Origin of the sequence: Anoxybacteroides voinovskiense, from assembly GCF_014196205.1 — a bacterium.
Lineage (GTDB): Bacteria > Bacillota > Bacilli > Bacillales > Anoxybacillaceae > Anoxybacteroides > Anoxybacteroides voinovskiense.
On the sequence record NZ_JACIDE010000001.1, the window covers coordinates 29,649 to 49,773 of the forward strand.

Here is a 20,125-nt window from a genome sequence, read left to right on the forward strand (position 1 = left end):
CTCTTACTTGCTGCCAAAAATGATACCATTGGGGAACTACCAATGGTATCGTTTCCGTTAATTTGTTGCGCGTTTCCATCTTCCGAACGCATACGTTAAAGCAAATGGAACGATAATCGCAATCGCCATACCGATGAAAAACGGCGTCCATTTTTGTGGAACAATCGATAAAAATCCAGGAAGTCCGCCGACACCAATCGACGGTGCAAGCACATTGTTGATTGTAATAAACATTCCAGCAATCGCCGCCCCCGTCATCGCAGAAATAAACGGATAACGGAACCGCAAGTTCACCCCGAACATTGCTGGTTCTGTAATGCCAAGGTACGCTGATACGGAAGACGTAAAAGCAAGCCCTTTTAATTTTTCGTCTTTTGCTAAAAACATCATCGCCAGCGCAGCTGAGCCTTGCGCGATATTAGACATGACAAGAATCGGCCATAAAAACGTGCCGCCCGTGCTAGAAATAAGCTGTAAATCAACCGGTAAAAACGTATGATGCATTCCTGTCACAACTAATGGAGCGTATAACGCACCGTATAAAAATCCACCAATTGCCGGAACGTTATGGAAAATCGCGACAAACACACTCGTAATGGCGTTGCCGATCGCAAACGTAATCGGACCAATCGCGATAAATGCTAAAAATCCGGTAATCAATAATGAAAGCGGAGCAACGAGCAATAACTGAAACGCATCTGGAATACGTTTGCGCAAATATTGCTCGAGTTTTGCTAATACATACGACGCTACTAAAACAGGCAATACTTGTCCTTGATACCCTACCTTTTGCACATCAAACCAAAATAAATGCCATACCGGAATATCGCCTTTTTCTTTCGCTGCCCCCCATCCCCACGCATTCAATAAATCAGGGTGTACGAGCATTAAACCGAGCACAATGCCTAATAATGGACTTCCGCCAAATTTCGTGACCGCCGACCAGCCGATGAGTCCTGGCAAGAAAACGAATGCGGTATTCGCAATTAAGTTAATCATGCTCGCCACATCCGCCCATTCTTTATGCACATCGACAAACGACTTTCCTTCATAAAAAATGCCTTGTCCTGTCAATACGTTGTTCATCCCCATCAATAAACCGGCAGTAACGATGGCAGGTAAAATGGGAATGAAAATATCGGCTAACGTTTTAATCGCCCTCTGCAAAGGATTTAACTTCGCTTCCGCGGCATCTTTAATGTCTTGCTTTGTCGCTTTTGCAAGACCTGTCATCTCAATCATTTCATTGTATACTTTGTCGACCAACCCTTGACCAATGACGACTTGAAATTGACCGTTTACGGAAAAAGAACCTTTGACAATATCGATTTGTTCGAGCGCTTCTTTATTGACTTTTCCTTCGTCTTTTAACGCGAAGCGTAACCGCGTCACGCAATGGGTCGCAGCGATAATGTTTTCTTTCCCACCTACGGCTTGCACAATTTGTTCTACGGAGCGTTTATTCATAGTTTCCCCTCCAGTCATTTGATTCGAAACAAATACGATTTGCGCATTGTCACTTGTAATAGCGCGCTTTGCCCAGCAACACATTTTTCGCACGCCATCGGTGCCATGTTTTCCGTCATCTCACTATTTGTAATAATTACTGGGGTAATAATACTAGCAGCCTTCTTTTTGATTAAGCTAAGATCAAATGAAAGTAACAAATCTCCTTTTTTTACTTTTTCCCCTTTTTTGACATGCACCGTAAACCCTTCACCGTTTAAGAGCACCGTCTCTAATCCGATATGAATAAGAATTTCCAATCCTTTCGAAGATAAAAGCCCAATGGCATGTTTCGATTGAAAAATATTGATGACTCGACCGTCTACTGGCGACACCACTTTTCCTTCGCTCGGAACGATTGCCACCCCATCACCTAACAGCTTATAAGAAAACGTAGGACTCGGCACTTCTTCAATCGGAATCACATTTCCATTCAACGGTGCAAATATCGTTTCTTCCCCTTGCCAGACGATCATATAAGTCCCCCTCTTAAGCGCTTACAAAGACATGTATATACATGTTACAGTTTCATTTTAACTTGTATATACATGTTGGTCAATAAAAAAATACGCGGTCACAAACATGTAAAAACGCAAGCAGTGTGTTCACCGCTTGCGTTTTATCTAGGGACGCTGCCGGCTGTTATGGAGCACAGCGTACCGTTTAATTTCGCGAATTAATATTTCTTCTTGCTGGAAAGAAAGAAGCAGTTGCAATCCATAGTAATAATCGCCAGTTGTTTTTCGCTGCCATACTAACGTTCCGATAAAACTAAACTCGACATCATTTAGCATAAACGTCACTTCGATCTGAATGTCTCGCGGACGAGGGGGAATGTCGAGAGATGTTTTAATTCTCATTCCTCGCGGACTAATGTCGTGAATTTCCGCTGCTCCTTTGTCGCTTTCGATCTCTTTATTATCAATACGCACAATACGAAACGTACAAGGGAGCGGTTGTCCAAATTGGTAGCGGAATGCTTCTTGTCGTTTAAATCGCACGAAAATCCCCTCTTCTCCTGTCAACGTTTTTCATATACAACCAAAACTACCCTTATTATATATGGATTTCCTTCAGTTGTGAATACATAACCACATTTCTTTTATTTCACCTGCTTCTTCGCTGTCGATAATGAAAGTGCCGTTACTGTAACGGTCGGAACGTTTCCATGTCGCAATATCAACCGCTTCCGTTTCGCCTTTTTCCGTTCGTACAATGACATGGCCGCTGTCGTTTTCTAATATAAGCGCGGAAACGATACGGTGCGGATTCGTTTTCAATTCCCGAAGCATGACAAGCCCACGTTTCGCGCGCGACGATTTGTCAAACTCATGAAGCGCCATTTTTTTGACTGCTCCGCGTTGGGTCGCAACCACCACCACTGCCGAATCTGCATGGCGAATAGGAGACGCAGCAACAACAAAGTCCTCTTCTTTTAGTTGAATTCCTTTTACTCCAGCAGCACGCACGCCAACGGTGCTAATTTCTTCTTCGCCAAACCAAAGCCCATATCCTTGATGCGTCACAATAAATAGGTCGTTAGTGCCGTCGGTGACGTAGACGTTTACTACTTCGTCGTTTTCTTTTATGTTGATCGCAACGATTGGACGTCCATATCGCTGTACTTTGTATTGTTTTAATTCGGTTCGCTTCACCATTCCTTGCTTCGTAATAAAGAGAAGATCAAGCGATTGTTCAAAATCGCGGACGGAAATGGCGGATACGAGATCATCGTCCCTGTCTAACGGCACGAGATTGGAAATATGTTGTCCTACGTCTTTCCAACGAACGTCTGGCAATTCATGGACAGGGCAATAAATATAATTGCCTTTGCGCGTAAAGAGAAGGAGCACGTCGGTCGTGTTCATCTCTAGCTGCGCCAATAAACGGTCGGATTCTTTCATCCCAAAGTCTTGTCCATTCGATGCCGTATAGGAACGAATGCTCGTCCGTTTGACATATCCTTCTTTTGTGACGGTAACGATGACGTCTTCGACAGGAATCATCACTTCTAAGTTAATTTTAATTTCCTCTATTTCCTCTTGAATGACCGTTCGTCGCTCATCGGCATACGCTTTTTTTAGTTTTTTTAGCTCGGTTTTAATGACCGACAACAATTTTTTTTCACTCGCTAAAATGGCCGTTAGCTCGGCAATTTTTTTCGCTAACTCTTCCGCTTCTTGTTTTAATGCCGTAATGTCAGTGTTTGTTAAACGGTATAGCTGTAATGTAACGATCGCTTCTGCTTGCGCTTCTGTAAAATTGTAACGAACAATCAATTGGTCTTTGGCGTCTCGCTTATCTTTCGAAGCGCGAATCGTTGCGATGACATCATCGAGAATGGACAGTGCTTTCATAAGGCCTTCGACGATATGTTGACGGTTATGCGCTTTTTTTAGTTCATAGCGAGAGCGGTTCGTGACGACTTCTTTTTGATGCTCAATATATGCATCCAGTAGTTCTGGAAGGCTTAATAGTTTTGGCCGCCGTTTGTGAATAGCAACCATGTTGAAGTTGTATGGGACTTGTAAATCTGTATTTTTATATAAGTAGTTTAAAATGCCTTCCGCATCTGCTTCTTTCTTTAATTCAATGACGATGCGAAGGCCGGTTCGGTCGGTTTCGTCCCGCACATCCGCAATTCCATCGAGTTTTCGGTCAAAGCGAAGTTCATCGATTTTTTTGACGAGATTTGCTTTATTGACTTCATATGGAATTTCGGTAATGACAATTTGTTGTTTCCCGCCTTTGACAGATTCAATCGTCGCTTTGCCGCGAATAACGATTTTTCCTCTACCTGTTTCGTACGCTTTTTTAATTCCATCTTTTCCTTGAATAATCCCGCCGGTCGGAAAATCCGGTCCGTGCAGTACAGTCATTAGTTCATCGACCGTGCACGTTGGACGGTCGATTCGCATCATCACCGCATCAATGACTTCGCCTAAATGATGTGGCGGGATTTCGGTCGCATATCCTGCCGAAATACCGGTCGAGCCGTTTACTAATAAATTAGGAAACATCGCCGGTAAGACGACCGGCTCTTCGCTCGTGTCGTCAAAGTTTGGCACAAACTCGACCGTTTCTTTGTCAATGTCGCGCAACAGTTCTGCGGCAATCGCAGATAACCGCGCTTCGGTGTAACGCATCGCTGCCGGTGGGTCGCCATCGATGCTGCCGTTATTGCCGTGCATTTCAATTAACACATTGCGTAACTTCCAATCTTGGCTCATTCGCACCATCGCTTCGTAGACAGAAGAATCGCCGTGCGGATGGAAGTTGCCGATGACGTTTCCGACCGTTTTTGCGGCTTTGCGGAATCCTTTATCTGCGGTATTGCCATCGACATACATCGCGTATAAAATGCGGCGTTGCACCGGTTTTAGTCCATCGCGCACGTCAGGAAGCGCCCGTTCTTGAATAATGTATTTACTATAGCGTCCAAATCGGTCGCCTAATACGTCTTCTAATGGTAAATCAAGTAATCTCTCCATTATACTTCCTCCTCTGCGATGAAGACGTGCTCATTATCTAAAATGTTTGGGTCGTCTTCTAGCCCGAACTGTACATGCGTTTCAATCCATTTGCGCCGCGGTTCGACTTTATCGCCCATAAGCGTTGTCACTCGCCGTTCTGCTCGAGCGGCATCATCAATGCGGACGCGGATGAGCGTGCGCGTTTCTGGATTCATCGTCGTTTCCCATAGCTGGTCTGCGTTCATTTCGCCAAGTCCTTTATATCGTTGGATCGTATAGCCTTTGCCTATTGTTTTGAGCACTTCTTTTAGTTGTTCGTCGGTCCACGCGTATTGCACGATCTCCTTTTTTCCGGTGCCTTTGCTAATTTTATAAAGCGGCGGAAGGGCAATATACACTTTCCCTGCTTCGATAAGCGGACGCATGTAGCGGTAGAAAAACGTTAAAAGCAATACTTGAATATGCGCACCGTCCGTATCCGCGTCCGTCATAATAATCACTTTGTCATAGTTCACATCTTCCAGCGAAAAATCGGCACCAACACCGCCACCGATCGCATGAATGATCGTATTAATTTCTTCGTTTTTAAAAATGTCGGCAAGCTTCGCCTTTTCCGTATTGATGACTTTTCCACGCAGCGGAAGCACGGCTTGGAAACGGCGGTCACGCCCTTGTTTGGCTGAGCCGCCCGCGGAATCGCCTTCTACTAAATACAGTTCATTTTTTTTCGGATTGCGCGTTTGTGCTGGTGTTAATTTTCCGCTTAACACCGCTTCTTTTCCTTTTTTCTTTTTCCCGCTTCGTGCTTCTTCGCGCGCTTTTCGTGCCGCTTCGCGTGCTTGGTATGCTTTAATTGCTTTTTTGACGAGCATTGTCCCGATGTCTGGATTTTCTTGCAAAAAATACGTTAAATGCTCAGACACAATCGCATCGACAGCAGAGCGGGCTTCGCTCGTTCCGAGTTTTCCTTTTGTTTGTCCCTCAAACTGCAATAAATGTTCCGGAATTCTGACCGATACGATCGCCGATAGACCTTCGCGAATATCAGAACCTTCTAAGTTTTTATCTTTTTCTTTTAGTAAGCCTGTTTTGCGAGCATATTCGTTAAAAACACGCGTCATTGCTGTTTTTGCACCAGCTTCATGCGTGCCGCCGTCTTTTGTGCGAACGTTATTGACAAATGACAGCACGTTTTCCGAATAGCCATCATTAAATTGAAATGCAAATTCGACTTCGATGCCGCCTTGTTGCCCTTCGAAATAGACGACTGGATGAAGGGCATCTTTTTCTTCGTTTAAATAGGCAACGAATGCTTCAATGCCATTTTCGTAATGAAACAATTCGCGCATATCGGTACGTTCATCGACTAATTCAATTTTCAACCCTTTTAATAAAAAAGCGGATTCGCGCAACCGTTCGCTTAACGTTTCGTAATTGAACGTCGTCGTGCTAAAAATGGTCGGGTCTGGTTTGAATTGAATCATCGTTCCCGTCTTTTTCGTTGTTCCGATTTTTTCTAATGTCGTGACCGGTGTTCCGCCATGTTCAAATCGTTGTTGGTAAATAAATCCGTCACGATGAATCGTGACGACGAGCCATTCGGATAAGGCGTTGACGACGGAAGCACCAACCCCATGCAGCCCACCGCTCGTTTTATAGCCGCCTTGACCAAATTTCCCACCGGCATGCAAAACGGTTAAAATGACTTCCGGCGTTGGTTTTCCGAGTTTGTGCATGCCGACCGGCATCCCGCGACCTTCGTCGAGTACGGTGATGCTATTGTCTTTATGTATTTTGACGAGAATATAGTTTCCATACCCAGCGAGCGCTTCGTCGACGGAGTTGTCGACAATTTCATAAACAAGATGATGCAAGCCGCGGCTATCGGTGCTACCAATATACATCCCAGGGCGCTTTCTAACCGCTTCTAGTCCTTCAAGCACTTGGATGGCATCATCGTTATATTCGTATATTTTCTGTTTTGTCACGCACATACCCCTTTCAAAAACAAGAACATTTGTTTCTGTTTTATTTTAGCATAAATTTCGGAAACGTCTATGCCTATTTTGCCAACTAACTTCTGAAAATGGAAATGACCATCTTTCGAAAAAGATGGCCGAGTTTCGTTTACCTTTTTTTCGTTAGAGCGTGCTCTACTTTAATACAGCGATCCATCACAACCGTATATCCTTTTTCTTTTAAAAACTCATACACGTCTTCATGGACAACACCTAACTGTGCCCAAAATACATCGGCATCAATTTGGACGAACTCGCGAGCAACATCTGGCAAATGCTCCGAACGACGGAACACGTTCACAATATCGACATGTCCTTCAATATCTTTTAACGATTTCACCGCTTGAATTCCTTCCCATTCCTCAATCGTTGGATTGACCGGAACAATATCATATCCAGCATCCTTCATCGCTTTTGCGACCATATACGACGTGCGATCAGGATTGTTAGATAAACCGACAACGGCAATGCGTTTTGCTTTTTGTAAAATTTCCGCGATCTCCTCGCGGCTTGGGTTCATAATTGGCATGTTTTTTCTCCTTTCGAACGCTTTTTTGTAGTATTTCTTTATCGAACAAGAAAAATCCTGCCAATGTCAATATTTTTATGTCTATGATAGCGTGTGCTCACGTTATTAACATGTTGCTATTTTGGTAAGTGGGAGATGCATCGGTTCGTTTTTGTTTAAAAAAATGCGAAAAAGACAATAATACAAAAGATAATTTTCTTGTCATGCCATCCACTGTATGCGTATAATAAAGTTGAACAGCATAAAATAAAACAGGACATTGGCGGCAACCAATGTCCCATCCATACACAGCTCACTGCAAGGAGTGCAGTGGCCCAGAAAAGCGGATCGTAACCCACCCTCACTTAGGCCGAGCAGGGTGGGTTACTTTTTGTCTTTGGATACAGCAATGACGGTTACGATCAGCGATGCAAACGCAATCATTAATGTCAGCGCATCGGTAACGGTCATCATCAGCAGCACCTCCCTTTCTTTAAGGGAGTAGCCACTGCCCACCCCGCATACAACTGTGCACGTTTATTATATCATAAATCACTAGAATAAGAATATATGTTCTTAAAAATAGAAAAAAGGAAAAGACAATAAGAAAAGCGCAAATTAACTCCACTATTTTCATTTGATGCACCGCCTCACGATCATCATCCCTATTTTCATTATGAGCAAAGCGGGCAAAACATATGTCTACCTTTCTCCACGTCTTCTTTCGTTGCATCTCCCATTTTCTCACTGTATCATGTTAATAAAACTAGTAGAAAGGGTGTTTGGAGTGAAAAAACAGCTTCCTCCCGGACAATTTGAAACAGACAAATGGCCAATTCTTCATGAAGGCGACGTGTACGAATTTAACGAAAAAACGTGGACATTTCGGCTATTTGGCGAAGTGAAAGAAGAAGTGATCCTCTCCTACGAACAAGTGATGAAGCTGCCAAAAACGATCTCGACCATCGATATGCATTGCGTCACGACATGGTCGAAGTTTGATACAACGTTTGAAGGAATTGCTTTTCGGGAATTTTTGCGTCTCGTCGAACTTGAGCCGGATGTGAAATACGTGAAAATTTACGGTTATTTGAACAACAATCCACTCGGCTATTCGGCGAATTTGCCGCTTGAAGCGCTAATGGGGGATGATGCGCTCTTTGTTTACCGCTGGAAAGATGCGCAAAACGACTGGCAAGACATTTCGCCAAAACACGGCTACCCGTTGCGCTTTATTCCACCCGCTTCCTTTTATTTATGGAAAGGGGCAAAATGGGCAACAGGCATTTGTTTTATGAAAAAAGATGAACCTGGTTATTGGGAACAGCGCGGCTATTCGATGACCGCCAATCCGTTTAAAGAAGAGCGGTTTGCCCCACCAAGTGAATGGCTTCGCACCTTCTTTTAAAAGTGTGTATCTTTTATTTTTGTGCTATAATACGAGCGAATGAGGCAAAGGAGGATGCACATGAAGCAAGAACTAATCGAACGGTTAACGAGATACGCCAAAATCGACACTCAATCTGATCCAACGAGCGACACCTGTCCTTCCACTGAAGGCCAATGGACGCTTGCCAACATGTTAGTCGAAGAATTAAAAGCAATCGGCATGGAAGAAGTGACGGTCGATGAAAACGGCTATGTCATGGCAACGTTGCCAGCGAATACGGACAAAGAAGTGCCGACCATCGGCTTTTTAGCGCATATGGACACGGCAACAGATTTCACAGGTGCGAACGTCCATCCACAAATCGTCGAATCGTATGACGGTGGGGATATTTTGTTGAATAAAGACTTACATATCGTTCTTTCTCCGTCGGATTTTCCGGAACTTTCGCATTACAAAGGACATACATTAATCACAACCGACGGCACTACGCTTCTAGGAGCAGACAATAAAGCAGGAATCGCGGAAATTATGACCGCGATGGAATATCTTATCAAACATCCAGAAATCAAACACGGCAAAGTGCGTGTCGCCTTTACGCCAGATGAAGAAATCGGCAGAGGTCCGCATAAGTTTGATGTTGCCGCATTTGGCGCGAAATATGCTTATACCGTCGATGGCGGTCCGCTTGGTGAATTAGAATATGAAAGCTTTAATGCCGCGCAAGCAAAAATTACATTCAAAGGGAAAAACGTCCATCCAGGTTCTGCGAAAGGAAAAATGATTAACTCGCTAAAACTAGCGATGGAATTTCACGCCCATCTCCCTGCGAACGAAGCGCCAGAGCATACCGAAGGATACGAAGGATTTTACCACCTTCTCTCCTGCCAAGGCGATGTCGAACAAACGACGCTTCATTACATTATTCGCGACTTTGACCGCGGGGCATTTGAGGCAAGAAAAGCAACGATCGAAGAAATTGCAGCGAAATTGCAAGAAAAATACGGCAACGAGCGCATCCAGATCGAAATGAGCGATCAATATTACAACATGCGCGAAAAAATTGAGTCGGTCAAAGAAGTGGTTGACATTGCGTACGAAGCGATGAAAAACTTAGGAATTGAGCCAGTCATCAAACCGATTCGCGGCGGAACAGACGGCTCACAGCTATCGTATATGGGACTACCTACACCAAATATTTTTACAGGTGGCGAAAACTTTCACGGCCGCTACGAATATATTTCTGTCGACAACATGGTCAAAGCGGTGAATGTAATTATTGAGATCGTGAAATTGTTTGAACAAAAAACAACAACCGAGTAATTCTGTTAGCCCTCCCTTCTATATTAGAAGAGGAGGGTTTTTGTATAAAAACCCCCTTTATTCCAATACTAAACATAAACTGTTGCAGGGAGTGCGTCATGTGAGGAAGCAAGTATATTCCAAAACTCATCTCTTTTTATTGTTAACCGTGATCACTGGTTTGATTTGGTCGGCAATCAAGCCGGCGAATTATTTGACGTGGGTGCTCGAAGTCAGTCCTGCGGTTGTGGGGGTGATTATTGTTATCGCTACGTACCGCCGGTTTCAGCTGACGACTCTTTCTTATGCGATTATTGCCATTTTGGCCATTAGTATGTTCATCGGCGGGCATTACATTTATTCGAAAGTTCCGCTGTTTAACTGGATGAAAGAAACGTTCCATTGGCAACGCAACCATTACGACCGGTTTGGGCATTTGTTAAAAGGATTGTTTGCGATTGTGTTACGAGAAATGGTATTGCGAAAAACCCCTCTTCCAAAAGGCGGCTGGTTAACGACCATCGTCCTCAGCATGTCGCTTGCAATCGCCGCATTGTATGAAATTATCGAGTGGCTCGTCGGTACTCTCGCTAAACAAGGAAAAGCGGTCAAAGATTTTTTAGGAACGCAAGGCGACACGTGGGATACGCAATGGGATATGCTGCTTTGCTTTGTTGGATCCATTCTTGCTTTATTGTTGCTGACAAACGTGCACGATAAGTTGCTCAAAAAATAATCACCCTCTGTATCTAGCGTTTTTTTCGTTGCGTGGTAAAATAAAGACATGCACGAAATTGATAAGTAAAGGGTGTATGAAGCTTGGTGACAAAACTATTGATACTGGCAGCTGCCTACTTGCTTGGCTCTATTCCATTTGCCCTCGTTGTCGGAAAAGTCGGATATGGCATCGACATCCGGGAGCACGGAAGCGGCAACTTAGGGGGAACGAATACGTTTCGCGTTCTTGGGGTGAAAGCCGGAATGATGGTGACGATTGGCGACATTTTAAAAGGCACACTAGCAGCTAGCCTCCCTGTCTTATTTGCGGTCGATATGCATCCACTATTGGCTGGCGTTTTTGCGGTGATTGGCCATATGTATCCAGTGTTTGCTGGATTTCGCGGAGGAAAAGCAGTGGCAACGTCAGGGGGCGTGATCTTATTTTACTCTCCGTTTCTATTTTTTACGCTTATCGCCGTTTTCTTTCTGACGCTCTATTTGTCAAAATACGTTTCTCTTTCTTCAATGATGGCTGGGGTGTATGCCATTATATATACCGTGTTCTTTACGGACGATATCCCGCTTACGATTGTTGTAGCGGTATTAACGGCGTTTATTTTTTACCGTCACCGCGCCAACATTAAACGAATCATTAATAAAACGGAGCCAAAAGTCAAATGGTTATAATAGGCTGTCCTATGTTCGGGCAGCCTCTTTTGCGGAGCATGGAATAAACAGAAAGGAGATTGTTCGTTGAAACTACCACACACATTCGTCGAAAAAATGAACGCCCTTTTACAAGAAGAGGCTCCACGTTTTTTCGCGTCGTATGAAAGAGAAAAAGTGAACGGCTTGCGCTTTAATCCATTAAAAATCGATCGGGATACGTTTTTAGCGCTCGTTCCGTTTACGCTTGCCCCTGTTCCGTTTTGTCCGACTGGTTTTTACTACGAAACGGACGACCAACCCGGAAAACATCCGTATCACGCGGCAGGGCTATATTATATCCAAGAGCCAAGCGCGATGTTTGTGGCGGAAACGTTGCAACCGAGCCATGGAGAAAAAGTGCTCGACCTTTGTGCTGCTCCTGGTGGAAAAACGACACAGCTCGCTGCCATGATGAACAATACCGGTTTTTTGCTTGCGAATGAAATTCATCCGAAACGCGTCAAAGCGTTATCGGAAAATATCGAACGGCTCGGCATTACGAATGCGCTCGTCACGAACGAAACGCCCGAAAAATTAGCGGAACGTTTTACCGGCTATTTTGACAAAATTTTAGTCGATGCGCCATGTTCTGGAGAAGGGATGTTTCGAAAAGATGAAGAAGCGATTACCTACTGGAGCGAAGAACACGTTCACCAGTGTGCTGTAAAACAGCAACATATTTTAGACTGCGCATATCGTATGTTGAAGGAGGGAGGCATTCTCGTCTATTCTACATGCACCTTTTCTCCAGAAGAAAATGAACAGACGATGGAAGCATTGCTACAAAAATACGAAGATCTCGAATTAGTAGCGATTGAAAAAAGCGCGGGCATTCAACCCGGACGACCGGAATGGACGAAGACCGCGTTGACCGCTATCGAAAAAACAGCCCGGCTTTGGCCGCATAGGCTACTAGGCGAAGGGCATTTTGTGGCGAAATTACAAAAAATGGGCCAAACGCCAAAATGGAAAGGAAAAAACGCTACGTCTAATGTGACGAAACAAGCATTACGCGAGTATCGAGCGTTTGAAAAAGAAACGTTAACGATTACGATCGAAAAAACGATATATGCGTTCGATCAACACTTATTTGCCCTTCCTGACGACTGTCCGAGTTTTGCTGGGCTAAAAGTCGTGCGCGCTGGCTTACATTTAGGCGAACAGAAAAAACAGCGGTTTGAACCAAATCATGCCCTCGCATTGGCGTTAAAAAAAGAAGAAGTCGTGCACTCGCTCGAACTAGAGGACTATACGAAATATTTGCGCGGCGAAACGGTAGAAACAGGCGGCGACCGCGGTTGGTCTGTTGTGACAATCGACGGTTATCCGCTCGGCTGGGGGAAAGAAGTCAAAGGGACATTAAAAAACTTTTATCCGAAGGGGCTAAGAATATAGCCCCTTCAAGCGCTGTCCTCCATCCGGTTGAGGACAGCCTCTTTATTTTGTTGGAATTGTTAATGTGAACACAATGCTGTCGTGCGGTAAATCAAATGACTGGACAGAAAGACGGTAGCCGTTTTTTAAGCGCATATGTGTCACCGCCACGTAAATGCGGTTATGATTAGGGTCAATGACTACTTCACTCGGCAGGCTTGCGTGTTTTTGTAAATAGTTTAGGGCATATCGTGCCGGAATGTGTAACGCTCCTAATGATAAGTCTGGGTCACGCAACTCTACATCTCCGTTGACGACGTTTGGTAAAAACGACATCGTTAACGGAATATTTCTTCCGAACAATTCAATTTCACTGGCAATATATACGCGGTCATTCACCCAGACGCGATACGAAAGCGTTCCTTTTTTCTTTTTTTGTTGAATGTAATCGTTCATAAACGCATTCACATCTTCTTTTGAGGCATGAACAAGAAACGTTGCACCTTTTCCTGCTTCCGGTGTCGGAATCGTTAGTTCAGACGGCTGCAGCAAAAAGAAAAATAGGCTGCTAATTGTTGCGACATTGATTATGAATAACGTAAAAAAAGCAATTTTCCATGGTTTTTTCATTTCTTTATACCCCTTGCTAGTTGTTCGTATACGCGCGCAGCGATTAACGCATAGCCTTGTTCGTTCGGATGGAATTGATCGTCATAGAGCAAATCGTCGTGATCGTCAAATATATCTTTCACATCGACAAATATCGTTCGTTCATAGCGGCTTAGCACGTCGCGGCTCCCTTTGTTCCACATAGCGATAACATCATCAATTTCGGGAATCGTCTGCAAAGAGTTCGCAAACGGATTGTATAAGCCGATAAGGACGATCGTTGCGTCTTTGTTTAAAGAGCGAAGCGTCCGAATTAAGTCATCGAGCTTTTGCGCAAACGTTTTTTGTTTTTGCGCAAATAATGAATACGTTAAATCAAACAAATGAGAGCGAACGATTTCCATCACATCATTTCCGCCAATGGTGATGAAAATCATATCTGCTTCTTTCATCGGCTGTTCGTGCTTCTTAATGACCCCATCAAGTTGAGAAATGCGTAACCCCCGTTTTCCGAAATTCGTTACCGTCACCGAACGTACCGCTTTATGCTGTAGTAGTTTTTCCTTTACATCCGCAACGTACCCGCCGTTTGTAGCGCCAACCCCTTCGGTTAATGAATCCCCAAGCGCCACAATGCGCACATCTTTCGGGACGAAATCATCGGGAATGATTAACCGATTTGGAAGTCCGATTGGTCTTTGCGAAACGTCCGTTACGTTCGTTGTTGGGGTCGCCGAACACCCAACTAACAAGCAACATATAAGTACAATCCCCCACGTTTTCACTTCTGTCACCTGCCTACAATACGAAAAGGCAAAAATGCCAAAACATTTTTGCCCTTTTTATGACGTTTGAAGAATTTTAATGTGCTCCAAAATTTGTTTATACGGAACGTTTTTCCATCCGTTATAATACTGAACAATGTTTCCATGTTGGTCGACAAGATAAAAGTCCGTCCCATGAATGACTTGGCTTTGCCCTTCTGGTTTTTGTACGATCGCTTTAAAGTTTTTTTGTGCGAATGTTTCAATGTCTTTTTGTTTATATCCTGTTAACAAATGCCAATGGCGCGTATCGGCATGAAATTTTTCAATGTACGCTTTTAATTGCTCTGGGTGGTCGTTTTCTGGGTCGACGCTAAACGACACGAATTCGACCTCTAGCCCTTCCTCTTTCGCCATCCGCTGCAATTTTGCCATATTGGCTGTCATCGGTGGACATACATCGGCACAGCGCGTAAAGATGAAATTCGCGACCCACACTTTCCCTTTTAAATCGTTCAAACCAAATGGCTTATTATTTTGGTCAGTAAAAGTAAAAGAAGCAATTGGCCAATTTTTTGCGTCTGGAATTTCTTTTCCGCATGCAGAAACAAATAAGATCACCATGAGCACCATCATCATTTTTCGCATCGTCTACTCACCTATTCTGCGTAATACATAAATCCGATCGCTCCCGGTCCTGTATGGGTCGAAATGACCGGCGTTGTATAGACAATTTCAATTTGTTCATGCCCTGTCGCATCGATAAGCGCTTGCTTTAAACGATTTGCTAGCGCTAGTGCATCGGCATGCGCAATGCCTACTGCTCGAATTGTTTTTCCGGCGGTATCTTCGATAAATCGCTCCGTTAAATATTTGACGATTTGTGAGTAACTCCGCACTTTCGCCATCGGCGTATACACGCCGTCGATGAGAGCGGCAATCGGTTTAATATTTAAAAGCGAGCCGATTAACGCTTTGCCGCGGCCAATTCGCCCGCCCTTCACTAAATTTTCGAGCGTATCGACCGTCACATATAAATGCGTATTTCGTTTTATCTTTTCTAGATGCGACACAATGTCGGAAATGCTTTTTTTCGCTTGCGCCAATTTTGCTGCTTCGATTACCTGAAACCCTAACGCTAGGGAAATAAATTGCGAATCAACGACCGTCACATTCGCACTCGACATATGAGCCGCTTGTTCAGCGGAACGAACGGTACCACTTAATTCGCCTGTCATATGAATCGACAGAATATCATATCCCTCTTCCCCTAATCGGTTATATACTTCTAAAAATTGCCCTGCTGCCGGTTGTGAGCTTTTCGGCAATTCGTTCGTTTGCCGCATCTTTTCCATAAATTGTTCTGGAGTAATATCCACTCGGTCGATATACGTTTCGTTACCGATCGTAAATGTTAATGGGACAATTTCAATGCCGTATGCGGCTAATGTTTCATTCGGTAAATCTACTGTTGAGTCTGTCACAATTTTAACTTTGTTCATTCCTTCACTTCCTAATCTAAACTTAATAATTATTATACAATGAAATTCCCGTACTGCCTATAAAAAACACAAAAAAAGTTGCTTTGCCGAAGCAAAACAACTTATTGCAATTATGCATTGTTTTTTAAAATATCTGTCTTAAAGATTTGTTCGTAGACAGGCCATTTTAATACTTTTTTCAAATAATCACGAAACGAATAAACAGAACGAGCGTCACGAGACCGATATACTTTCGCAATAAACGTTTCTAAACGCAATTGAATCATAAATCGATACGTGTTATCTTCCTCCAATACTGGAATTTCGATAATCTTTACCTTCTGTCCGTAAGCGTTTTTAAACTCCAGACTTTTGAATAACAAAATATCAATCCTCTTTTTTGACCGATTTATTATTATTATACACGAAATCTAGGCGAAAGTATGTCGGATGGTGCGAAATATTTATAAATTTTTTGCCGAAAAAAGGCGATTTTTGCGTTAAATGAGCAAATGGAATAAGTTTGGATCTTTATTTACTTCTTGGAACGGAAAGCCTTTTTTCTTCATTCGCTCAATTAACGGGGCATAATCTTCGCGGCGTTTCAGTTCGATGCCAACTAACGCCGGTCCGTTTTCTTTATTGTTTTTCTTTGTATATTCAAAGCGAGTAATGTCATCCGTCGGGCCAAGCACTTCGTCTAAAAATTCGCGTAGCGCGCCGGCGCGTTGCGGGAAGCTAACGATAAAGTAATGTTGCAGCCCCTCATAAATCATTGAACGCTCTTTAATTTCTTGCATGCGGTCAATGTCGTTATTGCCGCCGCTAATAATGCAGACAACATTTTTTCCCCGAATTTGCTCTTGGTATAAATCTAGCGCTGCGACTGGAAGCGCCCCAGCCGGCTCGACAACAATCGCATTTTCGTTATAAAGCTCTAAAATCGTCGTACATGCTTTTCCCTCCGGAACGACGACAATGTCGTCAAGCATTTCTTTACAAAGGGAAAACGTCGTTTCTCCAACCGTTTTCACTGCTGCCCCGTCCACAAACTTATCAATTTCTTCTAACGTCACGACATGCCCGTGCTTAATCGCTGCTTTCATCGACGGAGCACCCTCTGGTTCCACGCCGATTAGCTTCGTCGTTGGCGAAATGCTTTTCATATATGTGCCTACGCCTGACATCAATCCACCGCCGCCGATGCTCGCAAACAAAAAGTCAATCGGCTCTTCACAGTCGTTTAATATTTCTACCCCAATCGTTCCTTGGCCCGCAATGACATATTCATCATCAAACGGATGAATGAACGTTCTCCCTTCTTGCTTCGCGCATTGCACCGCTTCATTGAACGAGTCATCAAACGTATCCCCGACTAAAATAATTTCGACCATGTCTTTTCCGAATAATTGTACTTGCGACACTTTTTGGCGCGGCGTCGTCGCTGGCATATAAATTTTCCCATGTACTCCTAATGCTCGGCAAGAATACGCGACCCCTTGCGCATGGTTGCCAGCACTTGCACATACAATGCCGTTTTTTCGTTCGTCGTCCGTTAAATGTTTCATCCGGTTGTAAGCACCGCGAATTTTAAACGAACGAACAACTTGCAAATCTTCGCGTTTTAAATAGACATTACAACCATACCGTTCCGATAAGAGCGGGTTTTTTTGCAATGGCGTATGATAAACGACATCTTTTAGTGTATGATACGCAATTAAAATATCCTCGACATAGACAGCTCCTTGCTTTCGTTTCAACTGTTGTTCCATAGGTTTCTATTCCTTTCCTTCACGTCTTTTTAATTTGAACATTATATCACAATTTTCAAAAAAATAAAGGTGAAGGAGCAAAAATTTATAAAAATTTTACCAGACACACATGGATAGCGAAAAAACGTACTCGCTTTACGCGAAGTACGTTTTGCGCTCATAGACAAGAAACGTATAGTCGTATGGATTTTTTTCGTCTTTCGGCCCTTTGGTGCTTGAAACGAGTCGCCAGTCGGTTTCGGAAAATGGTGGGAAAAATGTGTCCCCAGGAAAATGCGCGTCGATTTTCGTAATATAGAGCCGGTCGGCAAACGGTAGCGTTGCTTGAAAAATTTCCGCCCCGCCGATGACAAACACTTCTTCTTTACGTTCGGAAGCGATCGTTTTTATGTCAGCGACCGAATGAATGATCGTGCATCCTTCCGCTTGAAACGAGCGATTGCGCGTGACGATAATGTTTTCTCTTCCTGGTAGTGGACGACCAATGGATAGAAATGTTTTTCGCCCCATCACAATCGGATGTCCCATCGTCGTTTTTTTAAAATACGCTAAATCTGCCGGCAAATGCCACGGCAACTGATTGTCTTTTCCGATCACACGGTTGTTATCCATCGCCACAATAAGTGAAATCATCCCTATTCCCCTTTACACCGCTACCGGCGCTTTAATGTGCGGATGCGGATTGTAATCGACAATTTCAAAATCATCGAATTCATACTCGAAAATCGACTCCGGTTTTCGCTTGATAATTAGTTTTGGCAGCGGGCGCGGTTCTCTCGTTAATTGCAGTTTCGCTTGTTCTAAATGGTTCATATACAAATGGATATCGCCGCCTGTAAAAATAAGTTCTCCGACGTCTAAATCACATTGCTGGGCAATCATATGTGTCAATAATGCATAGCTTGCAATATTAAACGGCAAGCCTAAAAACGTATCGACCGAGCGCTGTTGCCACATGCAAGATAGCTTGCCGTCGGCGACATAAAACTGAAACGCATAATGGCATGGCGGCAATTTCATCTTATCTAATTCAGCGACGTTCCACGCGCTTACTAGTAAACGGCGAGAGTTCGGATTCGTTTTAATTTGATCGATCACCTCGCTAATTTGGTCAACGGTTTTTCCGTCTGCCCCTTTCCACGACCGCCATTGCGCTCCATACACAGGCCCTAATTCTCCATTTTCATCGGCCCATTCGTCCCAAATCGTGACGCCGTTTTCTTGCAAATAACGGACGTTCGTATTGCCGCTTAAAAACCATAATAATTCGTAAATAATCGAGCGGATATGCAATTTTTTCGTCGTAATAAGCGGAAAGCCTTCTTGCAAATTAAAGCGCAATTGGCGTCCGAAGACAGACAGCGTCCCAACTCCAGTACGGTCTTCTTTATGTACCCCGTTTTCTAAAATATCTTGAAGTAACTGCAAATATTGCTTCACTTCTGCTTCATCCTTTCTATATTACTTCCCCTTATTATATATAAAAAAAGCACGGGCAACAAACCCGTACTAACAAATGCGTGGTAATAAAAGTCCGGTTAAGCGATACAATCTCCGCGTCGTTCCTAGCGGCGTCCGCAATAAAAGCTGCCCCTTTTCAGTAGCGCGTACCGTTCCAATCACCGCTGCTTCTTTTCCTTCTTCCCTTGACCGAATCGCTTGCAGTACTTTTTGTTCGTCTTCTTTCGCCACAATAAAAATCACTTTTCCTTCATTTGCTAAATATAGCGGATCAAATCCGAGCAAGTCACACGCCCCTTCTACTTCCCGCTTAATCGGAATCGCGTCTTCTGATAGTTCAATCGTTAGTTGAAAATCTTCGCAAATTTCCACAAGCGCAGTGGCCAATCCACCGCGGGTCGGATCGCGCATGATGCGAATTTGTTTCGACGCCTTCGTCGCTTGCGAAATCATTGGGGATAACGCCGCACAGTCGCTTGTTAAATTGGTCATCAATCCTAATTCTCCACGTGCAGCAAAAATTGTAATGCCATGGTCTCCAACCGAGCCGCTTATAATGACAGAATCTCCTTCTTGAAAAGATGGAACGAGCGGTTCTTCGACGATTCCGATTCCTGTCGTGTTGATGTAAATGCCATCTGCTGCTCCCCGTTCGACTACTTTCGTATCCCCAGCAACAATAGCAACGCCAATTTTTTGCGCTTCTTCTGCCATCGATTGGACAATTCGCTTTAAATCGGAAATCGGAAACCCTTCCTCCAAAATAAAACCGCACGTAATCGCTTTCGGGATTGCACCTGACACCGCTAAATCGTTCACTGTTCCGACAACGGCAAGTTTGCCAATATTTCCTCCAGGGAAAAAAAGCGGTTTCACTACGAAGCTATCGGTTGTTATCGCTAGTTTCCCTTTTTCTATGGAAAGTAAGGCAGCATCAAATTTCACAAAAGCATCGTGATGGAAGTGGGCAACAAATAGTTGTTGGATTAGTTGATGCGCTAATTCTCCTCCATCCCCGTGCGCAAGCGTAATTCGTTCCATC

At 43.8% G+C, this 20,125-nt stretch carries 21 protein-coding genes; 5 read left to right on the forward strand and 16 right to left on the reverse strand.

The features are described from left to right. Positions 1-57 precede the first annotated feature (57 nt). From treP to GGR02_RS17345, 7 genes are all read right to left on the reverse strand, one after another. A complete protein-coding gene (treP, locus tag GGR02_RS00150; protein WP_183182729.1) occupies positions 58-1,467 on the reverse strand; it encodes a PTS system trehalose-specific EIIBC component in 1,410 nt (469 codons plus the stop codon). A 14-nt stretch (positions 1,468-1,481) separates the two neighbouring features. Further along, the gene (locus GGR02_RS00155; RefSeq protein WP_183182730.1) at positions 1,482-1,982 is read right to left on the reverse strand and encodes a PTS sugar transporter subunit IIA; all 501 of its coding nucleotides are present in this window, start codon (positions 1,980-1,982) and stop codon (positions 1,482-1,484) included. Positions 1,983-2,129: 147 nt separating this feature from the next. Then, on the reverse strand, positions 2,130-2,507 hold the full coding sequence (locus tag GGR02_RS00160; protein ID WP_183182731.1) for a PilZ domain-containing protein: 378 nt from the start codon (positions 2,505-2,507) through the stop codon (positions 2,130-2,132). Positions 2,508-2,579: 72 nt separating this feature from the next. Next, on the reverse strand, positions 2,580-5,000 hold the full coding sequence (gene parC / locus GGR02_RS00165; protein WP_183182934.1) for a DNA topoisomerase IV subunit A: 2,421 nt from the start codon (positions 4,998-5,000) through the stop codon (positions 2,580-2,582). Then, positions 4,997-6,967 (reverse strand): DNA topoisomerase IV subunit B, encoded by a 1,971-nt coding sequence (gene parE, locus GGR02_RS00170; RefSeq protein ID WP_183182732.1) that lies wholly within the window; start codon positions 6,965-6,967, stop codon positions 4,997-4,999. Before parE ends, parC begins: the two co-directional genes overlap by 4 nt. 139 nt (positions 6,968-7,106) lie before the next feature. Then, entirely contained in the window at positions 7,107-7,526 is a 420-nt protein-coding gene (locus tag GGR02_RS00175; RefSeq protein WP_183182733.1) for a CoA-binding protein, read from the reverse strand. Positions 7,527-7,889: 363 nt separating this feature from the next. After that, positions 7,890-7,979, reverse strand: a complete 90-nt coding sequence (locus GGR02_RS17345) for a putative holin-like toxin (protein ID WP_229706051.1) — start codon at positions 7,977-7,979, stop codon at positions 7,890-7,892. A gap of 313 nt (positions 7,980-8,292) precedes the next feature. Here GGR02_RS17345 and GGR02_RS00180 point away from each other — a divergent pair, with 313 nt between their 5' ends. The 5 genes from GGR02_RS00180 to GGR02_RS00200 all read left to right on the forward strand — a co-directional run bounded on the left by GGR02_RS00180 (position 8,293) and on the right by GGR02_RS00200 (position 13,017). Beyond that, positions 8,293-8,913, forward strand: a complete 621-nt coding sequence (locus GGR02_RS00180; protein WP_183182734.1) for a sulfite oxidase-like oxidoreductase — start codon at positions 8,293-8,295, stop codon at positions 8,911-8,913. Between the two features lie 60 nt (positions 8,914-8,973). Next, entirely contained in the window at positions 8,974-10,215 is a 1,242-nt protein-coding gene (pepT, locus tag GGR02_RS00185; RefSeq protein WP_183182735.1) for a peptidase T, read from the forward strand. Positions 10,216-10,315: 100 nt separating this feature from the next. Beyond that, entirely contained in the window at positions 10,316-10,930 is a 615-nt protein-coding gene (locus GGR02_RS00190) for a DUF2238 domain-containing protein (RefSeq protein WP_183182736.1), read from the forward strand. An 86-nt stretch (positions 10,931-11,016) separates the two neighbouring features. After that, the gene (plsY, locus tag GGR02_RS00195; RefSeq protein WP_183182935.1) at positions 11,017-11,601 is read left to right on the forward strand and encodes a glycerol-3-phosphate 1-O-acyltransferase PlsY; all 585 of its coding nucleotides are present in this window, start codon (positions 11,017-11,019) and stop codon (positions 11,599-11,601) included. 66 nt (positions 11,602-11,667) lie between these two features. Beyond that, positions 11,668-13,017, forward strand: a complete 1,350-nt coding sequence (locus GGR02_RS00200; protein WP_183182737.1) for an RsmF rRNA methyltransferase first C-terminal domain-containing protein — start codon at positions 11,668-11,670, stop codon at positions 13,015-13,017. Between the two features lie 42 nt (positions 13,018-13,059). Here the strand turns inward: GGR02_RS00200 and GGR02_RS00205 are convergent, their stop codons facing one another. From GGR02_RS00205 to hypE, 9 genes are all read right to left on the reverse strand, one after another. Further along, positions 13,060-13,626 carry a YpmS family protein gene (locus tag GGR02_RS00205; protein ID WP_183182738.1) on the reverse strand — a complete coding sequence of 189 codons (567 nt, stop codon included), beginning with the start codon at positions 13,624-13,626 and terminating at the stop codon, positions 13,060-13,062. Then, entirely contained in the window at positions 13,623-14,390 is a 768-nt protein-coding gene (locus GGR02_RS00210) for an SGNH/GDSL hydrolase family protein (protein WP_183182739.1), read from the reverse strand. The genes GGR02_RS00205 and GGR02_RS00210 overlap by 4 nt, the downstream gene beginning before the upstream one ends. Before the next feature lie 57 nt (positions 14,391-14,447). Then, on the reverse strand, positions 14,448-15,017 hold the full coding sequence (locus GGR02_RS00215) for an SCO family protein (RefSeq protein WP_183182740.1): 570 nt from the start codon (positions 15,015-15,017) through the stop codon (positions 14,448-14,450). 11 nt (positions 15,018-15,028) lie between these two features. Further along, on the reverse strand, positions 15,029-15,871 hold the full coding sequence (locus tag GGR02_RS00220) for a DegV family protein (protein WP_183182741.1): 843 nt from the start codon (positions 15,869-15,871) through the stop codon (positions 15,029-15,031). A 110-nt stretch (positions 15,872-15,981) separates the two neighbouring features. Continuing rightward, positions 15,982-16,233, reverse strand: coding sequence for a YpmP family protein (locus tag GGR02_RS00225; protein ID WP_183182742.1), 252 nt, complete (start codon positions 16,231-16,233; stop codon positions 15,982-15,984). A gap of 117 nt (positions 16,234-16,350) precedes the next feature. Further along, positions 16,351-17,622, reverse strand: a complete 1,272-nt coding sequence (gene ilvA, locus GGR02_RS00230) for a threonine ammonia-lyase IlvA (RefSeq protein ID WP_183182743.1) — start codon at positions 17,620-17,622, stop codon at positions 16,351-16,353. A 135-nt stretch (positions 17,623-17,757) separates the two neighbouring features. After that, on the reverse strand, positions 17,758-18,255 hold the full coding sequence (locus tag GGR02_RS00235; protein ID WP_183182744.1) for a dihydrofolate reductase: 498 nt from the start codon (positions 18,253-18,255) through the stop codon (positions 17,758-17,760). 12 nt (positions 18,256-18,267) lie between these two features. Beyond that, entirely contained in the window at positions 18,268-19,062 is a 795-nt protein-coding gene (gene thyA / locus GGR02_RS00240; RefSeq protein ID WP_183182745.1) for a thymidylate synthase, read from the reverse strand. A gap of 69 nt (positions 19,063-19,131) precedes the next feature. Next, on the reverse strand, positions 19,132-20,124 hold the full coding sequence (hypE, locus tag GGR02_RS00245; RefSeq protein WP_183182746.1) for a hydrogenase expression/formation protein HypE: 993 nt from the start codon (positions 20,122-20,124) through the stop codon (positions 19,132-19,134). Between the last annotated feature and the right edge of the window lies 1 nt (position 20,125).

Excerpts from the sequence above, each read along its gene's own strand:
- GGR02_RS00215 (WP_183182740.1), bottom strand. The coding sequence starts at position 15,017 with ATGCGAAAAATGATGATGGTGCTCATGGTGATCTTATTTGTTTCTGCA.
- ilvA (WP_183182743.1), bottom strand. The coding sequence starts at position 17,622 with ATGGAACAACAGTTGAAACGAAAGCAAGGAGCTGTCTATGTCGAGGAT.
- GGR02_RS00235 (WP_183182744.1), bottom strand. The coding sequence starts at position 18,255 with ATGATTTCACTTATTGTGGCGATGGATAACAACCGTGTGATCGGAAAA.
- GGR02_RS00155 (WP_183182730.1), bottom strand. The coding sequence starts at position 1,982 with ATGATCGTCTGGCAAGGGGAAGAAACGATATTTGCACCGTTGAATGGA.
- GGR02_RS00175 (WP_183182733.1), bottom strand. The coding sequence starts at position 7,526 with ATGCCAATTATGAACCCAAGCCGCGAGGAGATCGCGGAAATTTTACAA.
- hypE (WP_183182746.1), bottom strand. The coding sequence starts at position 20,124 with ATGGAACGAATTACGCTTGCGCACGGGGATGGAGGAGAATTAGCGCAT.
- GGR02_RS17345 (WP_229706051.1), bottom strand. The coding sequence starts at position 7,979 with ATGATGACCGTTACCGATGCGCTGACATTAATGATTGCGTTTGCATCG.
- treP (WP_183182729.1), bottom strand. The coding sequence starts at position 1,467 with ATGAATAAACGCTCCGTAGAACAAATTGTGCAAGCCGTAGGTGGGAAA.
- GGR02_RS00220 (WP_183182741.1), bottom strand. The coding sequence starts at position 15,871 with ATGAACAAAGTTAAAATTGTGACAGACTCAACAGTAGATTTACCGAAT.
- GGR02_RS00205 (WP_183182738.1), bottom strand. The coding sequence starts at position 13,626 with ATGAAAAAACCATGGAAAATTGCTTTTTTTACGTTATTCATAATCAAT.
- pepT (WP_183182735.1), top strand. The coding sequence starts at position 8,974 with ATGAAGCAAGAACTAATCGAACGGTTAACGAGATACGCCAAAATCGAC.